This window comes from Bradyrhizobium sp. C-145 (genome assembly GCF_023375135.1).
Classification (GTDB): Bacteria; Pseudomonadota; Alphaproteobacteria; order Rhizobiales; family Xanthobacteraceae; genus Bradyrhizobium; species Bradyrhizobium zhanjiangense.
The window spans coordinates 8,164,374-8,182,301 of the sequence record NZ_CP088150.1; the positions used below are offsets into that span (position 1 = coordinate 8,164,374).

Consider the following 17,928-nt stretch of genomic DNA (forward strand, 5'->3'; position numbering starts at 1 on the left):
AGGCGCGCATCAAGCGGTCAGCGCCGCAGCGCCGCTTTCCGTGAGACTACGTGCTTGCATAGCAGGCATTCAGGACCATATGCTCAATTATCGAGCTTCGGCCGACTGCTTTGGCCGGAATCTCCCGGCAAAGCATCTCGTTCACGACCCCGCGGTGGCACGCCATCAGCGGGGTTTTTCGCAGGCGGCCGACTTTAGCTCGGCCGGAGCGAATCCCGCATCCTCTTGGTTCAAGGTCCTTCCGAAAACATGTCGCCCAATACCGCCGACGACGACCAGCACGACGACATCATGTATCCCTCCGCCCTGCCGTTTCTCCTGGTCCATCTCGGCTGTCTTGCGGCGATCTGGTCAGGCATCGATTGGCAGGCCGTCGCGATCTGCGTCTCACTCTATTGCGTGCGGATGTTTGCGATCGGAGCCGGCTACCACCGCTACTTCTCACATCGGGCGTTTGCGACCAGCCGGATGTTTCAGTTCATCCTGGCCTGCCTCGCGCAGAGCAGCGCGCAGAAGAGCGTTTTGTGGTGGGCGGCCAAGCATCGGCACCATCACCTGCATTCCGATACCGAGACCGACGTGCATTCGCCGCGTCACCGCGGCTTCCTCTACAGCCATCTCGGCTGGATCTTTTCGCGGCAACACGACACGACCGATCTCGTGAAGGTCGGTGATTTCGCCGCTTATCCGGAGCTGATGTGGCTGCATCGGCTGGAGCTGCTGCCGGCTTTCGCGCTTGCAACGCTCTGCTTCCTGGCGGCGGGCTGGTCAGGCCTGGTCGTTGGCTTCCTCTGGAGCACGGTGCTGCTCTATCACGCGACCTTCTGCATCAATTCCCTCGCCCACGTGCATGGACGCAAGCGGTACGTGACGGGTGATGACTCCCGCAACAACTGGCTATTGGCGCTGTTCACGCTGGGTGAGGGCTGGCACAACAATCACCACGCCTACCAGAGCAGCGTGCGACAAGGCTTCCGCTGGTGGGAGATCGACGTGACCTATTACGTCCTGAAGGTCTTGTCGTGGATCGGCGTCGTCTGGAACATGAAGGCGCCGCCCGAACAGGTGCTGCGCAACGAGCAGCCGCTCGGCGCACGGGTCATCAATCGGGCGGCCCGCGAGCTTGCCGGACGGTTCGATGCGCAGACGCTCGCGCATGCGATCTCGTCGGCGCGGCGCCGGGCCGACCTCGCCCAGCTGCAACTGCCGACCCTGCACGACATCCTCAATCGCGCGCATGAAGGCGTCGATGCGCTGACGCATCTGCATCTGCCGAAGATACCGACCCGGGACGAGTTTCTCGCCGAGGCCAAGGCGATGTTCGCGCGAACACGATCGCTCAACGAGATCGTGGACCACGCCTACGAACACTTCCTGGCGTCGGTGCGCGCGCAGCTCGCGACCACGACCTGAACGTCGCGGCTGACCGCCGCGCGCGTTGCATCCGCGCAGCGGAGATGTCTTGACGCTCGACGATCTGGCTCCGACAATCACGGACCCGATGGCAGCTCTTGCGACAAGTTGCTGTAAGCACAGCTTCGTCCGCCCTGCTTCCCGGCATCGGTCATGGTGATACCTGCCCACGCGGAAAACGCGTTGTCAGGACTTGGTCGCGCCTCCCGCGGCCCGGGTTCTACGGCACCTTCTGGTCCTGCACGTGCCCGTAGACCACACCGCAGAACGAGCGCTGGCCCGGACACCGGCCAAAATGGCAATCCGGATCAAGCGCGCAGCCGCCGTAGATGAGGCCGATATAGCCCAACACCGCGAACGCGGTGATGCCGAGCAGCAATCGGGTGTGGCGGTCCATGAACTTCGTCCTGGAATAACCTGCGCCCATCGGCGAAGCGGCACGCACACATCCTAGTGTCGATAGACGCACCGTTCGAGGACCGGCGCTGACATTTTCGCAACGTCATGACCGGGCTTGGCGCCTTCGCTGAAGTTTCGGTGGCCGACCACGTTGTGGGCCCGGCGCAGCCTTGGCGGAGCCGAGCCCCGGCCGTTCACGCCTTGCCCGGCGATGCAAGAACGTGGATGCCAGGGGACAAGCCTGGGCATGACAATCCCTCGCAGGCACGGCGGACGAGGAAAGAAAGCACCAAAAACCAAACCGCCCGCCTGCGGGTTGCGCAGGCGGGCGGCTCGGGGCCATCAGGACTTTGGGGGCATGCGCCTGAAGGCTTTGAGAGGTGCCAGTTCCCAGATCAGCCCTGCTGCTGGTCGTTGGGCGGCGGGGTCGGACGCGTCTTGTGCTGCGCCATGAACTGGTCGAACTCTTCCTTGTCCTTGGCGTGACGCAGTCGGCTCAGGAAATCCTTGAACTCGCGCTGCTCTTCCTCGAGCCGCTGCAGCGTCTCGGCGCGATATTCGTCGAAGGCGCGGTTGCCGGATGACGGCGGGCCGAAGCCAAAGCCGAAGCCACGACGCTCCATGCGATCGCGCATGCGGTCCATCTTGTACTGCATCCTCTCCATCTTGTTCTGCCAGCGATCCTGGTGGCTCCAGCACGACATTCTTCTGCTCCCGAGTGTGAAAAAGAGAAGGGCAAGTCCGATCGGCCACCAGATGATGAAGCCGAGAATGGTCACGGCGATCCAGCCGGGATGCCAGGGCGTCTCGAGCATGTGAGGACGTTGGTACTGTTGGTATTGGTCCGAGGGGCCGCGCCATCGATTGACATCAGCGGTGTAGGCCATTTCCCATCTCCATCACGGCATCAGCGCCGTTGTGAATGTAAATAACATTTACATAGCTAGACCATCCCGTGATTTTGTCAAGCCGGCCGCAAGACAGGCTCGCGGAATTATTTGCGCAACTTTATTTCGGCTTGCCCCAAGGACCGCCGGGCGGCACGCCAGAACCGGAGGACGCCTCCGGTGGTACCGGCGGCGGCTCGGCGCTCTTCGCTGGCGGACGGCGGTCGGTCGGGAAGCCGAGGCCACGCAGATAGATCAGCACCTCGGCTTCGAGCAGTTCGTCCGGCGACATCGGCAGTTTTCGCCGTGCGGCATCGCCGCGGGAAAACAAAGAGGCCACGCCGTGCGCCATCGACCAGATGTGCAGCGCCATCATCATCGCCGGCGGCCGCGGCGTTCCCGGCGGCGTTAGCGCCGCAAGCCGTTCGGCCGCGGCGCGAATGATGTTAAAGGCACGTTCGCTCGCGGCCTGAAGCGCCGGATTGGCATCGACCGGCACGCCCGATTCGAACATCGCGTTGTAGAAGGCGGGCTCCTCGCGGGCGAAGGCGAGATAGGCCTTACCGACGCGTTCGAACGCGGTAACCGTATCAGGGTGCCCGTCGTCCCAGGCCGCGGCCAGGCGCACCTCGAACTGCTCGAAGCCGCGCTGGGCGATCGAGGACAACAGCTCGTCGCGGTCGCGGAAATGCCGGTAGGGCGCCGCCGCGCTGACCCCGGCCATGCGCGCGGCATCGGCAAAGGTGAATCCGGCCGCGCCCTTCTCGGCGATCAGGCCTAGAGCGGCCTGCAACAGGGCTTCTTTCAGATTGCCGTGGTGATAGCCGCGCTCGGCGCGGCGTTGCTCCTTGCGCCAGCTCATGTGAACGACTTTTACATGAGCCGGGCGTGAAGGTCACTAGCGGCGATGCGGCGTGATTAACCCCGTACTTTCACGGTCGTGCCGGGCCGATGCGTCGACATCGAGCCGGAAACGAGTTCGCCCGAAGCTACATCTGCGGAATCGGCAGCACGGGCATGACTTCGATCGCCTCGCCCGGGAAGATCGCAAAATGCGGATGGTTCTCGAACAGCTTTGCAGCCTCCTCTTGCGAGGCAGCCCGCACCACCGTGAAGCCGGTCAGCGCATTGCTGATCTCTGTAACGCCGCTTCCGTCGATCCTGCGGGTCTTGCCGAGCGGGCCGCCGATCTCGACGATGACAGCCTTGTGCTTCTCGACCCAGCCGTGCCAGGCGGCCATGCCCTCCTGTTCCTTTGCTTTCCGTTCGGCCTCGGGCAGCGCGCGCCAGGCCGCCATTTTCGCGCCGTTCATGCTGCCGAGATAGACGGCGAGGAATTTGTGTTCGGTGCTCATCGGTTCTCTCCTTGTTGATCGATTGACGTCAGCCACGATTTCATCGCGACCCGCCGTGGCTACCTCTTCAGATCGTCGAATCCGGCGGCGGCCTGCTGCAGATCGGGCGGAAAGTCGCTCATCTCCTGCACCTGCCGGATCTCGATGATTTCGTTGGGCGAAGCCGGACACTTCTTCGCCCAGGCGATCGCCTCGGCGCGTGAGGCAACCTCGATCATCCAGTAACCGCCCAAAACCTCCTTGGCCTCAGCAAAGGGTCCATCGGTGACAATGGGCACGCCGGTCGCAAACGAGACACGCGCGCCCATCGAGGGCGGATGCAGGCCATCGAGCGTGATCAGCACGCCGGCATCCTTCAGCGCCTCGTTGTAGCGCATCATCGCGGCAACGCGTTCCGGATCGAGCTGCACATCCGGCGGCGCGCTCTCGTAACCGAGCGGGATCATGAGCATCATGAATCGCATGGGGGTTCCTTGTTGCTCGCTGTCATTCCGGGGCGCGACGAAGTCCAGCCGGCCCGCATTCCCCTGTAAGACGAACGACCTCTCGCCGCCCCGACAGCGGCGCAGAAAATATTTGGAGGCAGCGCCAGTGCGGCCGCGGCAGGCGCATTCGGGCCGGATCGGGATCGATAGGTTCGGCCTGAGGCCTTTCTTGCCGGAACGAAAGCGAAGTAAAAGGAGCCCGCGCTCACGCGCCCCTCTCCCGGACACAGGACAGATCAGCCAATGCCGCAAGCCCCGCAAAAAGTCGCCCTCGTCACCGGAGCCGCACGTGGCATCGGGCTTGCGACCGCGAAGAAGTTCCTCGCCGAGGGTTGGCGCGTGGCGCTGCTCGACATCGAGGGCGAGTTGCTCGGCCGCGCGGTCGCCGAGATCGGCCAAAGCGAGACGACGCTGGCGCTGACCTGCGACGTTTCGGACAAGGCGGCGGTCGGCGCGGCGATGACCACGGTCGAACGGCGGTTCGGTCGGCTGGATGCGCTCGTCAACAATGCCGGCATTGCCGTGTTCGCGCCGCTGATGGAGACGTCGGAGGCTGACTGGCGCCGCGTGCTCGAGGTCAACCTCACCGGCCCGTTCCTCTGCACCAAGGCGGCGGTGCCCTTGATGCGCGACGGCAATGGCGGCGCCATCGTCAACATCACCTCTATCTCGGCGGTGCGCGCCTCGACGCTGCGCTCGGCCTACGGCACCAGCAAGGCGGGGCTGGCGCACCTCACCAAGCAGCTCGCGGTCGAGCTCGCCTCGCTCAATATCCGCGTCAACGCGGTCGCGCCGGGGCCTGTCGACACCGCGATGGCGAAGCAGGTTCACAGCAGGGAGATCCGCGCCGACTATCACGACGCCATTCCGCTCAACCGTTACGGCCTGGAAGAGGAACTCGCGGAAGCGATCTACTTCCTGTGCTCGGCAAATGCGAGCTACATCACCGGCCAAATTTTGGCCGTTGATGGCGGCTTCGATGCGGCGGGTATCGGCCTGCCGACGCTGCGCGGCCAGCGGCGCAACGGGTAGGCGTGGAATTTGTACAAGTGTGGGCAAAGGCGCGAAAGCGCCGTGCCCACTCACCTCCCCCGATTTGCGCCATAGTTGGGCACGCTTTCACTTTGCCCACCCTTACGATGTCGAGAGTTCGGAGAGTGCCATGCGACGCGTCACCTTCAAAGCCTTGATGCTCGCGACAGCTCTGCTCACCTCTGCGCCCGCGGCCGCCGAGATCCGCATCATCCAATCACCGGGCGGAGCGGTCGGGCCGTTTCTCGACCTGTTCGAGAAGGTGCGCGAGAGCGGCGAACGCGTGGTGATCGACGGTCCTTGCCTGTCAGCCTGCACGCTGGTCTTGAGCATCGTGCCGGGCGAGCGCATCTGCGTCACCAAGCGTGCGGTGCTCGGCTTCCATGCCGCGCGCTCGGTCGACGGGCGCGGGCGCTTCTATGCCGAGCCGGAAGCATCGGTCGCGGTGCTTGCCGCCTATCCCGGCCCGGTGCGCGACTGGATCAGCCGCCGTGGCGGCCTCACCTCGCGGTTGCTCTTGCTGAAGGGGCGTGATCTCGCCGCGATCTATCCGCGCTGCCGCTGACGAATTTGGCAGCCGCTCCAATGGCCTTTGGCTTGCCTGGTCCGAGGCCATACGGCAGGTTCCCTGTGCTCGCACGCAATGTGCGCACCGGGGGTCTTCGCCATCACGCGCTGGCTGGCTTCAAAAGAGAGTCTGGATCACCGGCACCAGCTTCATGCTGGCGCAAATGAGCATCCCCCAAAGAGCAAAATTGATCTGTAGCGCCGCTGCCATCGGTCGCTCCCCTTCCAAGTGACGTCCATCCCAGTTTGTAGATTTTATGACTCACAAATACCGATTCTTACTTGCAGATCACAGCCCAATATTGCGTCAATTGTTGTGCGATGCAGTCCGCATCGTTTCACGAAGCAGCCGCACTGCTCGCGCAGAGTGATGCGAATCGTAAGTTCATTGCTCGGCATGCCGGCCAATTGGTTTGCCTTAAGTTCCATTTGACCGACGCGATGCAAGTTTCCCCACGCGTATCTTGCCCGTCGCGCGCCGAACTTTGGGTCCCGGCATGATGCGACATGGCTTGATCTTGCTCACTTTCTGCACAACGCTGCTTGGATGTGCAGTCGCCCCGGCGCAGGAGCGTCGTCCGATCGCATGGGATGGCCTCGGCCAAGACCCCAACAAAGGCCCGAACCGCCCTCATATCGCGAAGCGGCCCGCAACGAACCCCGCGCCCGCGACAAGTGATCCCAATCAGGAGCGGGAACGAGTGCTCGGCACCCTGCGGCCGTACTCCGACGCGTGGTGGGCGGTCCATGACGAGATCGAAGCGGAAAACGACAGGCAGCTCGGCACCAAGCTCGTGATCTGTCCTCGCTGCGTGCAACCGGCGCCGCCGGACGGGGACGTGACCGGATCAACCCGGTGAGAGGCAAGCGGCCGATCCGCGCGCGACGGAACGACTCTACGCTCCGTACGAGGCGCTATGTGTCCCCTCTCCCGCGGGTTTGGAGAGAGGGGATCACATTTCAATCGATCATGTGGGCGGTCGCGCCCGTCACATTCCTTCCGCCGGGCAGTTCACCATCCACGGAATCCCGAACTTGTCGACGCACATGCCAAAGCCCTTGGCCCAGAACGTCTTGCTGAAGGGCATGGTGACGCTGCCGCCGTCGGCGAGCGCGTTGAACTTACGCTCGCCATCCGCGGGATCCTTGACCGTGATCGAGATCGAGAAGCCCTGCGGCTTGTGAAAATGCTCGGGCGGCGCATCGGAGCCCATTAATACGCTGCCGTCGGGCAGCGACATCCGCGCATGCATGATCATCTTCTCGCGACCCGGCGAGGCGGGCACCTCCGGCGGCGCATCCGATGCACGCATCATTGCATCAATCTTGCCGCCGAGAACCTTGGCGTAATGGTTGAATGCCGCTTCGCAGGTGTCCTGATAGAACAGATAGGGATTGAGCATCGTTTCTCTCCTCTTCGTGTGTAGTAACGCCTATTGCTTCTCCGTGAGCTTCTTCAGGCTGGCGAGTCCGGCCTCGAAATCCTTGCCGATCATGCTGTCCATGTTGATGAACACCTGCATCACCTTGGACAGGAAGGGGGCCGGACCGGACATCGCCCATGTGACCAGTGTGGCATCGCCTTGCGGCACAAAGGTGAACTCGGCGTTGTTATGGCCTTCGAACGGGCGCTCGAAATCGAGCTTGATGCGGAGCCTCGAGGGCACGTTGGCCTCGAGGATCTCCATGTGACCGGCGCCGACATTGTTGTTCCCGTCCCAGGCGTAGGTCGCGCCCTTGCCTTCCGCGGTTCCTCCGAAGGTCCGCTTCATGGCGGGATCGCGGCCCTCATAGGGTGACCAGGCGGTCCAGCGGCGGAAATCGGCCACCACCGGATAGATCGCATCGGCCGGCGCTTTCACGGCGAGACTGCGCTCGACGCGGAATGTATCGGGTTTCGTCAGGGCAAAGACGAGCACGGCCGCAATTCCGGCCGCGAGGACGATGGCGATGACGGCAATGGCTTTCAGCATGGATTGGCTCCCGGGATACGTGCGTAGGACGAACGAGGGAGACCCCGGTCGACAAGACCGAAGCGAAATTTTTGGCACAATGCCGCCCTACGTCGTGGCCGGGCATTAGCGCGAAGCGCGTCGTCGCACAGATGTCCCGGCCATCCACGCCTTGAACGCCAAGAGGGAACGTGGATGCCGGGACAAGCCCGGGCATGACGGCGGAGATGGTGTTGCCCTATTTCGCCTTAGCGCTTTCCTTAGCGCTTTCCTCCGGCTTCGGCTGGCTGTCCCGGATCAGGCGATCGAGATGCATGCGGATGTGGGCGGCTTCCGCGGAGGTGTTGGCAAGCGCGATGGCGCGGTCGAAGGCGATGCGGGCCTCGTCGTTGCGGCCGAGCTGCATCAGGAAGGCGCCACGCACACCGTAGAAATGGAAGTAGTTGGCAAGCTTCGGCGCCAGCGGCTCGATCAGCTCGAGCGCGGCCTGCGGTCCGCGCACCTTGGAGACCGCGACCGCGCGGTTGAGCGTCACCACCGGCGAGGGCTGCACCAGTTCGAGCGCGCCGTAGAGCAGGTCGATCTGCGTCCAGTCGGTCTCCTCCGGCGCCGATGCGCGCGCATGCAGCGCGGCGATCGCGGCCTGGATCTGATAGGGCCCGCTGCGGCGGTGGCGCATCGCCTTGTCGATCAGGGCGAGGCCCTCCGCAATCATGGTGCCATTCCACAGCGAACGGTCCTGGTCCTCCAGCAGGATCAGCGACCCGTCCGCGGCAAAGCGCGCGGCGCTGCGCGCATGTTGCAACAGGATCAGCGCCGTCAAGCCCATGATCTCCGGCTCGCTCTGGAACAGCCGCAGCAGCAGCCGCGCCAGCCGGATCGCCTCCTCGCACAGCGGCTTGCGAAGCTCCGCGGTATCGCCGCTCGCCGAATAACCTTCGTTGAAGATCAGGTAGATCATCGCCGCGACGCCGGCGAGCCGCTCGGAACGCTCGACCGCGCCGGGCGCTTCGAAGGGTACGCCGGCGTCAGCGACCTTCGCCTTGGCGCGGGTGATGCGCTGCTCCATCGCGGCTTCCGAGACCAGAAAGGCGCGCGCGATCTGCTTCACCGTGAGACCGGAGACGATACGCAGCGCCAGCGCGATCTGCTGCGTCGCCGGCAGCTGCGGATGGCAGCAGATGAACATCAGCCGCAAAATATCGTCGCGGTAATGCGAGCCGTCGAGCCGCTCGGCAAGCGCGCCTTCGGCGTCGTCGAGATCGGAGATCGCCTGGTCGTCCTCTGGCAGCGGTTGCTGCTTGCGGGCGCGGCGGACCTCGTCGATCGCGACGTTGCGGCCGACCATGATCAGCCAGGCCGCGGGATCGCGCGGTGGCCCGTTCTGCGGCCAGGTTTTCAGCGCACGCAGGCAGGCGTTCTGAAAAGCCTCCTCGGCGGTGTCGAGATCGCGGAAATAGCGCAGCAGCGCGCCGACCGCCTGGGGGCGCGCCGAGGTCAGCGCAGTCTCGATCCAGGCGGTATCGGCCTCGCTCACGTCAGATTCCCTCCGGGCCTGAACACACCGACGGGACGCACCTCATAGGCACCGCCGGGATTGGCAGCGCCGAGCTCGCGCGCGACATCGAGCGCGTCGTCGAGGTTCTTGCAGTCGACGATATAGAAGCCGAGCAACTGCTCCTTGGTCTCCGCATAGGGGCCGTCGAGCACCAGCGGCGGATCTTCCTTGCGCAGCGTCGCCGCCGCGGTGGTCGGCAACAGCCGCGCAACCGGGCCGAGCCGACCCTGCTGTGTGAGCTTCTCCTGCACCACGGCAAGCTTCTTCATCACGGCCTCGTCCTGGTCCTTGCTCCAGGAGCCGACGAAGTCCTCATCGTGATAGCAAAGAATGGCATAAAGCATGGGCGACACTTTCCTCGTCTGTTCTAAAGACGCGCCAATATGCCCCGCCCCGACAGGCCTGCGGAAAAAATTTGCAAGAAAAATCCGGCAGATCGTGCCAAAGGAGGGCCTTCTCAAGCGGAACTCGACGAGGCACTTCGAATGACCAAAGGCACACTGGCCGTCCTGATCAACAGCACGCAGCAGAACTGGCTGCCGGAGCGCTGGAAGGCCCGGTTCGACGCGGTCTGCGGCGGCCGGCGCGTGGTGCTGCTGCCCGATTCCGCCCTTGATCCGGCCGAGGTGCACTATGCCGCCGTGTGGAAACCGGTGCCGGGCGATCTCGGTGCGTTCCCCAATCTGCGTGCGATCTTCAATCTCGGCGCCGGCGTCGACGCGTTGATGGCAGACAAGAGCCTGCCCGATGTGCCGCTGGTGCGCGTCGCCGTGCCCGACCTGACCAACCGCATGACCGAATATGTCGTGCTGCATGTGCTGATGCACCATCGCCAGGAGCTCTATTTGCGCCAGTGCCAGCGCGACAAGCGCTGGGAGCCGACATATCAATGGCCGGCGAGCGCGGTCACGGTAGGCATCATGGGGCTCGGCACGCTGGGCACTGATGCGGCCGATGTGCTGCGCCGGCTCGGCTTCCGCGTCGCCGGCTGGAGCCGCAGCCGGCGCACGATCGAGGGCGTCGAATGCTTCCACGGCACGGACGGAATCGACGCGTTCCTGCGCGCGACCGACATCCTGGTCTGCCTGCTGCCGCTGACGGCGGACACGCATGGCATCCTCAATCGCGACGTCTTCACCAAGCTCAGCCACAACAGCCCGCTCGGCGCGCCGGTGCTGATCAATGCCGGCCGCGGCGGCTTGCAGAACGAAGCCGACATCCTGGCCTGCCTCGACGACGGCACGCTCGGCGCCGTCTCGCTCGACGTCTTTGTGCAGGAGCCGCAGCCGGCGAACAGCCGGTTCTGGACCCACCCCAAGGTGCTGCTGACCCCGCACAATGCGGCCGACACCGACGCGGACGCGATCTCGGCCTACGTCGCCGAGCAGATAGCGCGGTTCGAAGCGGGCGGTGTGCTGGAGAATGTGGTGGATCGGGCCAGGGGGTATTGAGGCCTCGCCTGGTTGGAAGAGGCACGACCGCGCCTCACTTTCGATGTCGTCCTGGCGAAAGCCAGGACCCATTACCCCAGGGAGAAGTTGCGGCGCGAAGTCGTAATCGGAGTCTTCGCCAAACCACTTCCTGGGGGTAATGGGTCCTGGATCTGCGCTCCGCCCTGGACAACGCTACGCGTTGCCAAGAGCTGCGCTTGTCCAGGACGACAGCTTTGTTGGGCTCGTCGCCCCGCCCCTCCCCACCAGCATCCCCGTTCACCCTCTCTTAGCGAGAAGTTGATAGACGTTGTTAATCAACGCTCAACGAATGGGTCGAACATGCGAGCGAACCTCGGCCTCAGGATGCGGATCACGGTTGCGCTGGCGGTGACGGCGGCGGCGACCGCCCTATTTGCCGTGCTCGGAGCGATGTGGATCATCGCCGGGATCATCGACCGCGCCGACCAGCGCGAGCTGCGCAGTCATTACGATGCGCTGCAATCGCGCATCGCCGAGGAATCGCATCGCGCCGCCGCGATGAGCGCCGTGGTCGCGGCGATGCCGGCGACGCAAGAGGCCATGGCGAAGCAGGATCGCGAGGCGCTGGTGCGCCTGTTCGGACCGGTCTTTGCCGCGACCAAGTCGGACTACGGCGTCGATCAGTTCCAGTTCCATGTGGCGCCGGCGACCTCGTTCTTGCGCGTGCACCAGCCGGCGAAATTCGGCGGCGACCTCTCCGGCTTTCGCAAGACGGTCGTCGTCGCCAACCAGGACCGCAAGGTCGTGGTCGGTCTCGAGGGCGGTGTGGCCGGGCTCGGCATCCGCGGCGTGGTGCCGATCGCGCAAACCGGCAAGCATCTCGGCACGGTCGAATTCGGTCTGACCTTCGGCCAACCGTTCTTCGACGACTTCAAGGCCAACCGCCATGTCGACGTCGCCTTCCATCTCGCCGACGGTTCAAGCTACAAGCTGTTCGGTGGCACGCTGAAGGGCAAGAGCTTCTTCGATGCGGCCGATTACGGCCGCGCCACCGGCGGCGACTTCACGGTGCGGCAGGCCAAGCTCGACACCACGCCGGTCGCCGCGCTGCTCGGACCGATCAAGGATTTTTCCGGCAAACCGCTCGGCGCGGTCGAGCTGGTGATGGACAATGCCGACTACGAGGCCTCGGCCGACCGCGCCTGGATGCTCGCGATCGGGATCGCCGCGCTCGGGCTCGTGCTGGCCGCGATCGTCGGCTATCTCATTGCTCGCAGCATTTCGCGCCCGATCATCTCGATCACGAGCGTGATGCGCGAGCTCGCAGATGGTCGGCTCGACGTCGCCATTCCCGCCAGCAAAGCGAATGACGAGGTCGGCGCAATGGTGAAGGCCGTCGCGGTGTTCCGCGACAATGCCGTAAGCTTTAGCAAACTCCAGGCCGAGCAGCTCGAGGCCAAGGCGCATTCCGAAGCGGAGAAGCGGCGCGCTTTCGGCGCGCTCGCCGACAATTTCGAAGCCAGCATCCGCGACGTCGTCACCACGGTATCCTCGGCCGCGGTCGAGATGGAGCACACCGCCCGCTCGATGTCCGAGATCGTCGAGCAGTCGCGACAACAGACCCGCACGGTGTCTTCGGCCTCGGCGCTGGCCTCGGAGAACGTCCAGACGGTGGCGGCCGCCGCGGAAGAACTGTCCTCGTCCATGACCGAGATCAGCCGCCGCCTCGCCCATGCGACCGAGGTCGTCGGCAAGGCTGCGAGCGACGGGGAACGATCGAATGCGCGCGTGCAGAGCCTTGCCGACGCCGCGCAAAAGATCGGCGACGTCGTCTCCTTCATCAACGGCATTGCGGGACAGACCAATCTGCTCGCGCTGAACGCGACGATCGAGGCGGCGCGCGCGGGCGAAGCCGGCCGCGGCTTTGCCGTGGTCGCCTCCGAGGTGAAGGCGCTGGCGACCCAGACCGCGAAGGCGACGGAGGAGATCGGCGCGCAGGTGACAGCGGTACAGGGAGAGACCACCGGTGCTGTCGACGGCATCCAGTCGATCTGTGCGACGATCCGGGAGGTCGACGAAATCTCGGCCGCGATTGCGGCAGCCGTCGGTCAGCAAGGCACGGCGACACAAGAGATCGCGCAGAACGTCCAGCAGGCCGCGGCTCGCACCGGCGAGGTCTCGCAAAACATCTCCGGCGTCACCGCCGGCATCGCGGCGACCGGCACCGCGGCTGAGGAAGTGCTGGGATCGGCGATCGACCTGTCAAAACAGTCGCAGCGGCTGCGGGACGAAGTGGACCGCTTCCTCGCGCATATCCGCGCGGCGTAGCTGCGCTGCAAATTGGATGTCGTCCTGGCGAAGGCCAGGACCCATTACCCCAGGGAGAAGTTGCGGCACGAACCCCGAGCTTTCGCCAAAACTGCATTCGGTGGCTATGGGTCCTGGCTTTCGCCAGGACGACAGCTAGGGTTTAGCCCCCACCATCACGTCGATCGCGCCGCTGACGATGGCCTCGAGCTCCTTGCGCGGGACGCGGGCGCGGGAACGGATGGCGATCGTGTGCACCGTGGCGGATGCGACCTGCGCCAGCACCGCCGGGTCGGCGCTATCAGGCAGCTCGCCCTTCTCTTTGGCGCGGCGGAAGCAATTGGCAAAGGCCTTGTCGAGTTCGGTGAGACCTTCGAGCACCATGGCGCGGATCTCAGGATCACTCACCGCCTCGGAGGCCGCAGTCACCACCGTGAAGCAGCCCCGCGGACCAGTGTCACCCGAGAGATAGATGTTCAGCGCGGACGCGAAGATGCGCTCCAGCCGCTGGCGCACCGGCATCTCCTGGCGAAAGATCTCCACCATCGATGCGCGCGCTTCCTCCCGGTAGCGCTGGTAGCTCTTGATGTAGAGCTCGCGCTTGTCGCCGAACGCGCCATAGAGGCTCGGGCGGTTCATGCCGGTGGCTTCGCTGAGATCGTCGAGCGAGGTCGCGGCAAAGCCCTGCTTGCGGAACAGGTCGAGCGCTCTGCCGAGCGCGACATCGGGCTCATAGGCACGCGGCCGGCCACGGCGCTTGGGTCCGTTGGCAGCAGCTGGCGGTTTCGATTTTTGTACCATTTCGCAAAATAATCCTTGACCGACCCTATATTATGCAAGACAGTACAAAAATCAATCTGGCCAGGTTGAGCGACACCCAGAAGGAATTGCCCAAGGAGGCTACAGATGGATCTCTATTTCTCGCCGCTCGCCTGCTCGATGGCGACCCGCGTGGCGCTGTATGAAGCTGGCGCCGAAGCGAACTATCTCGAAGTCGATCCACCGACGAAGACAGTGCGAAGTGACGGCTCCGACTTCCGCAGCGTAAACCCGATTGGCCTCGTGCCGACGCTGCGCACCGACGAGGGCGTGGTGCTGACCGAGAACGCCGCGATCCTGCAATATGTTGCCGACCGTTTCCCGCAATCCGGCCTCGGCGCCGCTGCGGGCATCGAGCGCACGCGACTACATCAATGGCTCTGCTTCATCGGCACCGAGCTGCACAAGGCCCTGTTCGTGCCCGTGCTCGACCGCAAAGCGCCGCAGGAAGCCAAGGCCTATGCGCTAGAGAAGAATCTGTCGCGACTCGACTACCTCGACAATCATCTCAAGGGACGTGAATTCCTGCTCGACCATTTCAGCGTCGCCGACGCCTATCTCGTCACGGTCATCAACTGGACCATGGCGACTCCGCCGATCGAGCTCGCGAAATGGCCGAACCTGAAGGCCTATTACGAGCGCCTGCGCCAGCGGCCCTCGATCGCGAAGGCGATCGCGGAGGAGTTCGAGCTGTACAAGGCCGAGCAGGCGCGGAAGAAGGCGGCGGCGTAAGCCAGAAAGCATCGAAATGCCGTCCCGGCCACTCAGCCGGGACGGCGCAAATCTATCCGTACAGCACCCGCGGCAGGATCGTGACGATGCCGGGCCACAATGTGAGCAGCAGCACGAAGCCGATCATGATCATGAGATACGGCATCGTCACGCGCGCGATGTAGCCGAGGCCGTCCTCGGTCAGGCCCTGGATCACGAACAAGTTGAAGCCGACCGGCGGCGTGATCTGCGCCATCTCGACGGCGAGAACCAGGAAGACGCCGAACCAGACCTCGTCGAAGCCCGCCGCCTTCACGATCGGCAGCACGATCGGCAGCGTCATCACGATCATCGAGAAGCCGTCGAGGAAGCAGCCGAGGACGAGATAGAAGATGACCAAAGCCACGATCAGCATGAAAGGCGACAGGCCAAGCCCCTTGACGAAGGCCGCCACCGCTTGCGGGATGCCGAGGAAGGCCGCCGCGTTGCCGAGGATCGAGGCACCGAGCACGATCAGTGCGATCATCGAGCAGGTCACGACCGAGCCGATCAGCACGTCCCTCATCACCTGCTGCGACATCGCTCCTTGCGCCCAGGCAACCAGCGCCGCGCCGAGCACGCCGACAGCCGCGGCCTCCGATGGCGTCGCCAGCCCGCCATACATCGAGCCGAGCACGCAGGCGATCAGGAACAGCGCCGGCGCGAGGTCCTTCAGCGCCGCGAAGCGCTCGCTCCACGGCACCTGCGAGAGTTTTGCTTCCGTCTCCGGCACCATGGTGCCGTTGAGGCTGGTGTGCAGCATCACCCAGGCCATGAAGGTGGCGGCCAATAGCAGACCAGGCAGCACGCCGGCGGTGAACAGCTTCAGGATCGAGACGTCGCCGAGCACGCCATAGATGATCATGATGTTGGACGGCGGAATCAGGAAGCCGAGCGTGCCGGCACCGGCGAGAGAGCCGATCGCGATGTCGCGGGAATAGCCGCGGCGCAGCAGCTCGTTCAGCGACATGCGGCCGATCACCTGCGTGGTCGCGGCCGACGAGCCCGAGATCGCCGCGAAAATGGTGCAGCCGATCACGTTCACATGCAGCAGGCGGCCGGGCAAAAGCCCGGCCCAGGGCGCGAGCCCCTGAAACAGCGAGCGCGACAGGCGGGTGCGAAACAACAGCTCGCCCATCAGGATGAAGAGCGGCAGCGCCAGCAGCTCCTGCGTGGTCAGGATGTTCCAGGCATATTGCGGCAACAGCTTGTCGAGCGGGATCGAGCGGAACATCGCGAGCAGCAGCGTCGCGGTGAGCGCCAGCGTCAGGCCGATCCAGACGCCGCAAGCCAGCAGCGCGAACAGGATCGCAAACAGGGCGACGACTTCGATGGTCATGGGATCCGCTGTGCGGGGATTGGCGCGTGGGCGATCATTCGACGGGCGAGGCCTTCATGCGGTGATCCTCCAGCGGCAGGCCGAGCATGGCCTGGATCGCACGCGCCAGGAACTGAAGCGTTAGCAGCAGCATGCCAAAGGTGACGACGGCTTGCGGAAACCACAGCGGCGTATCGCTCGAGGTCGAGACCTGGCCGCGCACATAGGCGCCAAAGGCGAACTTTGCCATCGCCGAGGTCAGGAACGCCATGAAGGCGAAGCCGGCCGCCGCCGACAGGATCTCGAGCGCACGCTGCACCAAGGCCGGCGCGTTCTCGAGCAGCAGCACGACACGGATGTGACCGCCGACACGCAAGGTCATGGCGGCGCCGAAGGTGAAGGACGCCGCCATCAGATAGGACGAGTATTCCCAGGCGATCGAGATCGACGGCGGGAAGAATGAAAAGAAGTTCGAGAGGAAGCGCGTTGCGACCTCGCATAGCATCAGCAGTGTCAGCATCAACAAGCAGCCGCCGCCGATCCAGCCGTCGAGCCGGCCGAGGCGGTCGATGCAGTCGAGCAGGATGCGCAGCGGCGCCGGCGCCGCTGCATTGAGACTCTGCGGAGCTTCGGGCGAGACGCTCACCACGACGTCACCCTCAGCCACGCTTCATTTCGGCGAGATAGGCCCGCACCGGCTTGTCGGCCGCCGGCACACGCTTGAGGAACGCATCGAGCTGCGGTGCGGTCTTGCTGCGGATGGCCGTCATCATCGCGTCCGAGACCGGCACCACCTCCATGCCGCCCTCCTTGAGACGGTTGAGGCTGTCGACGTCGGCCTTGAGAGAATTGGCCCAGAATGCCGGCTCCATCTTCGCCGCGATATCCGTAACGAGCTTCTGTTGATCGCTGGAGAGCGCCTTCCAGGAATCGAGATTGACGGTGAGCATCTGCGACGACCAGACGTGGTTGGTCGGGTAGATGTATTTCAGGAACTCCCAGAATTTTCCGTCGACCCCCGAGACCGCCGAGGTGGAAACGCCCGAGACCGCACCCGACGCCAGCGCGGGAATCGTCTCGCCCCAGGGAATCATCACCGGCGCCATGCCGACCACGGCCAGCATGTCGACGGCGTTCTTGTCGGGCACGCGGATCTTGATGTTCTTCAGGCCCTCGACGTCGGCGACCTTGACCTTGAGGTGCAGATATTGCGTCGGCCACGGCACGATGTAGAGGATCTTCTGGTTGTTGCGGGCGGCGACCTTCTCGTATTCGGGCCGCACATATTTGTGCAGCACCTTCAGTTCGTCCATCGAGCCGCAGAGGAAGGGGATGCTCTCGACGCCCATGAAGGGTTCGTCACCGACCTGCTGGATGTTGAGGACGTCAGCGAGCGGTACCAGGCCGTCGCGCACGGCGCGCAGATGCTCGGGGCCCTTGAAGCCGAGCTGGCCCCCGGCCTTCACGGTGATCGCGACCGAGCCGCTGCTCTGCTTCTTCACCTCTTCCGCGAAGGCAAAAGCGTTCTGGGTGTGGAAATTGCCGTCGGGCCAGACCGTTGACATGTCCCAGCTGACCGTAGCCGCCCGGGCGCGGGTGGAGATGTGACCAGCGGCCAGCAGCGTCGCTGCACCCGCGGTGAAATTCCTTCGCGTGATCATTGCTCCCCTCCGT

20 protein-coding genes are annotated in these 17,928 nt (G+C 64.4%); 7 read left to right on the top strand and 13 right to left on the bottom strand.

What is annotated here, in order from left to right; all coding sequences use genetic code 11:
* Nucleotides 1-249: 249 nt before the first annotated feature.
* A complete protein-coding gene (locus LRP30_RS38420; protein WP_249758171.1) occupies nucleotides 250-1,413 on the top strand; it encodes an acyl-CoA desaturase in 1,164 nt (387 codons plus the stop codon).
* A 220-nt stretch (nucleotides 1,414-1,633) separates the two neighbouring features.
* On the opposite strand, the gene LRP30_RS38425 is transcribed toward LRP30_RS38420, so the two are convergent.
* The 5 genes from LRP30_RS38425 to LRP30_RS38445 form a co-directional block, all read right to left on the bottom strand.
* Entirely contained in the window at nucleotides 1,634-1,810 is a 177-nt protein-coding gene (locus LRP30_RS38425) for a hypothetical protein (RefSeq protein WP_249758172.1), read from the bottom strand.
* 397 nt (nucleotides 1,811-2,207) lie between these two features.
* Nucleotides 2,208-2,699 carry a DUF2852 domain-containing protein gene (locus LRP30_RS38430; protein WP_091880452.1) on the bottom strand — a complete coding sequence of 164 codons (492 nt, stop codon included), beginning with the start codon at nucleotides 2,697-2,699 and terminating at the stop codon, nucleotides 2,208-2,210.
* Between the two features lie 121 nt (nucleotides 2,700-2,820).
* Nucleotides 2,821-3,561: a TetR/AcrR family transcriptional regulator gene (locus LRP30_RS38435; RefSeq protein ID WP_249758173.1), complete on the bottom strand. Its 741-nt coding sequence runs from the start codon at nucleotides 3,559-3,561 to the stop codon at nucleotides 2,821-2,823.
* Between the two features lie 127 nt (nucleotides 3,562-3,688).
* The gene (locus LRP30_RS38440; RefSeq protein WP_249758174.1) at nucleotides 3,689-4,054 is read right to left on the bottom strand and encodes a YciI family protein; all 366 of its coding nucleotides are present in this window, start codon (nucleotides 4,052-4,054) and stop codon (nucleotides 3,689-3,691) included.
* A gap of 59 nt (nucleotides 4,055-4,113) precedes the next feature.
* The gene (locus tag LRP30_RS38445; protein WP_249758175.1) at nucleotides 4,114-4,518 is read right to left on the bottom strand and encodes a YciI family protein; all 405 of its coding nucleotides are present in this window, start codon (nucleotides 4,516-4,518) and stop codon (nucleotides 4,114-4,116) included.
* A 264-nt stretch (nucleotides 4,519-4,782) separates the two neighbouring features.
* On the opposite strand from LRP30_RS38445, the gene LRP30_RS38450 reads away from it, so the two are divergent.
* The 3 genes from LRP30_RS38450 (at nucleotide 4,783) to LRP30_RS38460 (ending at nucleotide 6,998) form a co-directional block, all read left to right on the top strand.
* The gene (locus LRP30_RS38450) at nucleotides 4,783-5,571 is read left to right on the top strand and encodes an SDR family oxidoreductase (RefSeq protein WP_249758176.1); all 789 of its coding nucleotides are present in this window, start codon (nucleotides 4,783-4,785) and stop codon (nucleotides 5,569-5,571) included.
* 130 nt (nucleotides 5,572-5,701) lie between these two features.
* Nucleotides 5,702-6,136 (top strand): hypothetical protein, encoded by a 435-nt coding sequence (locus LRP30_RS38455; protein ID WP_128936527.1) that lies wholly within the window; start codon nucleotides 5,702-5,704, stop codon nucleotides 6,134-6,136.
* Between the two features lie 499 nt (nucleotides 6,137-6,635).
* Nucleotides 6,636-6,998: a hypothetical protein gene (locus LRP30_RS38460; RefSeq protein ID WP_128936528.1), complete on the top strand. Its 363-nt coding sequence runs from the start codon at nucleotides 6,636-6,638 to the stop codon at nucleotides 6,996-6,998.
* Nucleotides 6,999-7,127: 129 nt separating this feature from the next.
* Here the strand turns inward: LRP30_RS38460 and LRP30_RS38465 are convergent, their stop codons facing one another.
* The 4 genes from LRP30_RS38465 to LRP30_RS38480 form a co-directional block, all read right to left on the bottom strand.
* Nucleotides 7,128-7,541 carry a VOC family protein gene (locus LRP30_RS38465; protein ID WP_128936529.1) on the bottom strand — a complete coding sequence of 138 codons (414 nt, stop codon included), beginning with the start codon at nucleotides 7,539-7,541 and terminating at the stop codon, nucleotides 7,128-7,130.
* A gap of 30 nt (nucleotides 7,542-7,571) precedes the next feature.
* On the bottom strand, nucleotides 7,572-8,111 hold the full coding sequence (locus tag LRP30_RS38470) for an SRPBCC family protein (protein WP_249758177.1): 540 nt from the start codon (nucleotides 8,109-8,111) through the stop codon (nucleotides 7,572-7,574).
* Between the two features lie 217 nt (nucleotides 8,112-8,328).
* On the bottom strand, nucleotides 8,329-9,627 hold the full coding sequence (locus LRP30_RS38475; RefSeq protein WP_249758178.1) for an RNA polymerase sigma factor: 1,299 nt from the start codon (nucleotides 9,625-9,627) through the stop codon (nucleotides 8,329-8,331).
* The gene (locus LRP30_RS38480) at nucleotides 9,624-9,992 is read right to left on the bottom strand and encodes a YciI family protein (RefSeq protein WP_128936532.1); all 369 of its coding nucleotides are present in this window, start codon (nucleotides 9,990-9,992) and stop codon (nucleotides 9,624-9,626) included. The genes LRP30_RS38475 and LRP30_RS38480 overlap by 4 nt, the downstream gene beginning before the upstream one ends.
* 141 nt (nucleotides 9,993-10,133) lie before the next feature.
* Between LRP30_RS38480 and LRP30_RS38485 the strand changes: the two genes are divergently transcribed.
* Both LRP30_RS38485 and LRP30_RS38490 read left to right on the top strand, forming a co-directional pair.
* Nucleotides 10,134-11,099 (top strand): glyoxylate/hydroxypyruvate reductase A, encoded by a 966-nt coding sequence (locus LRP30_RS38485; RefSeq protein ID WP_249758179.1) that lies wholly within the window; start codon nucleotides 10,134-10,136, stop codon nucleotides 11,097-11,099.
* A gap of 321 nt (nucleotides 11,100-11,420) precedes the next feature.
* Nucleotides 11,421-13,388, top strand: coding sequence for a methyl-accepting chemotaxis protein (locus tag LRP30_RS38490; RefSeq protein ID WP_249758180.1), 1,968 nt, complete (start codon nucleotides 11,421-11,423; stop codon nucleotides 13,386-13,388).
* A gap of 135 nt (nucleotides 13,389-13,523) precedes the next feature.
* On the opposite strand, the gene LRP30_RS38495 is transcribed toward LRP30_RS38490, so the two are convergent.
* Complete coding sequence (locus LRP30_RS38495) at nucleotides 13,524-14,168, bottom strand: TetR/AcrR family transcriptional regulator (RefSeq protein WP_128940105.1); 645 nt, start codon at nucleotides 14,166-14,168, stop codon at nucleotides 13,524-13,526.
* Nucleotides 14,169-14,273: 105 nt separating this feature from the next.
* Here LRP30_RS38495 and LRP30_RS38500 point away from each other — a divergent pair, with 105 nt between their 5' ends.
* Complete coding sequence (locus LRP30_RS38500) at nucleotides 14,274-14,918, top strand: glutathione binding-like protein (RefSeq protein WP_249758181.1); 645 nt, start codon at nucleotides 14,274-14,276, stop codon at nucleotides 14,916-14,918.
* Nucleotides 14,919-14,970: 52 nt separating this feature from the next.
* Here LRP30_RS38500 and LRP30_RS38505 read toward each other — a convergent pair whose 3' ends face one another.
* From LRP30_RS38505 to LRP30_RS38515, 3 genes are read right to left on the bottom strand one after another with little or no spacing between them, the layout of a single operon-like run.
* Nucleotides 14,971-16,275: a TRAP transporter large permease subunit gene (locus LRP30_RS38505; protein ID WP_249758182.1), complete on the bottom strand. Its 1,305-nt coding sequence runs from the start codon at nucleotides 16,273-16,275 to the stop codon at nucleotides 14,971-14,973.
* A gap of 34 nt (nucleotides 16,276-16,309) precedes the next feature.
* Nucleotides 16,310-16,903: a TRAP transporter small permease gene (locus LRP30_RS38510; RefSeq protein WP_249761930.1), complete on the bottom strand. Its 594-nt coding sequence runs from the start codon at nucleotides 16,901-16,903 to the stop codon at nucleotides 16,310-16,312.
* 10 nt (nucleotides 16,904-16,913) lie between these two features.
* Nucleotides 16,914-17,915 (bottom strand): TRAP transporter substrate-binding protein, encoded by a 1,002-nt coding sequence (locus tag LRP30_RS38515; RefSeq protein WP_128945083.1) that lies wholly within the window; start codon nucleotides 17,913-17,915, stop codon nucleotides 16,914-16,916.
* Between the last annotated feature and the right edge of the window lie 13 nt (nucleotides 17,916-17,928).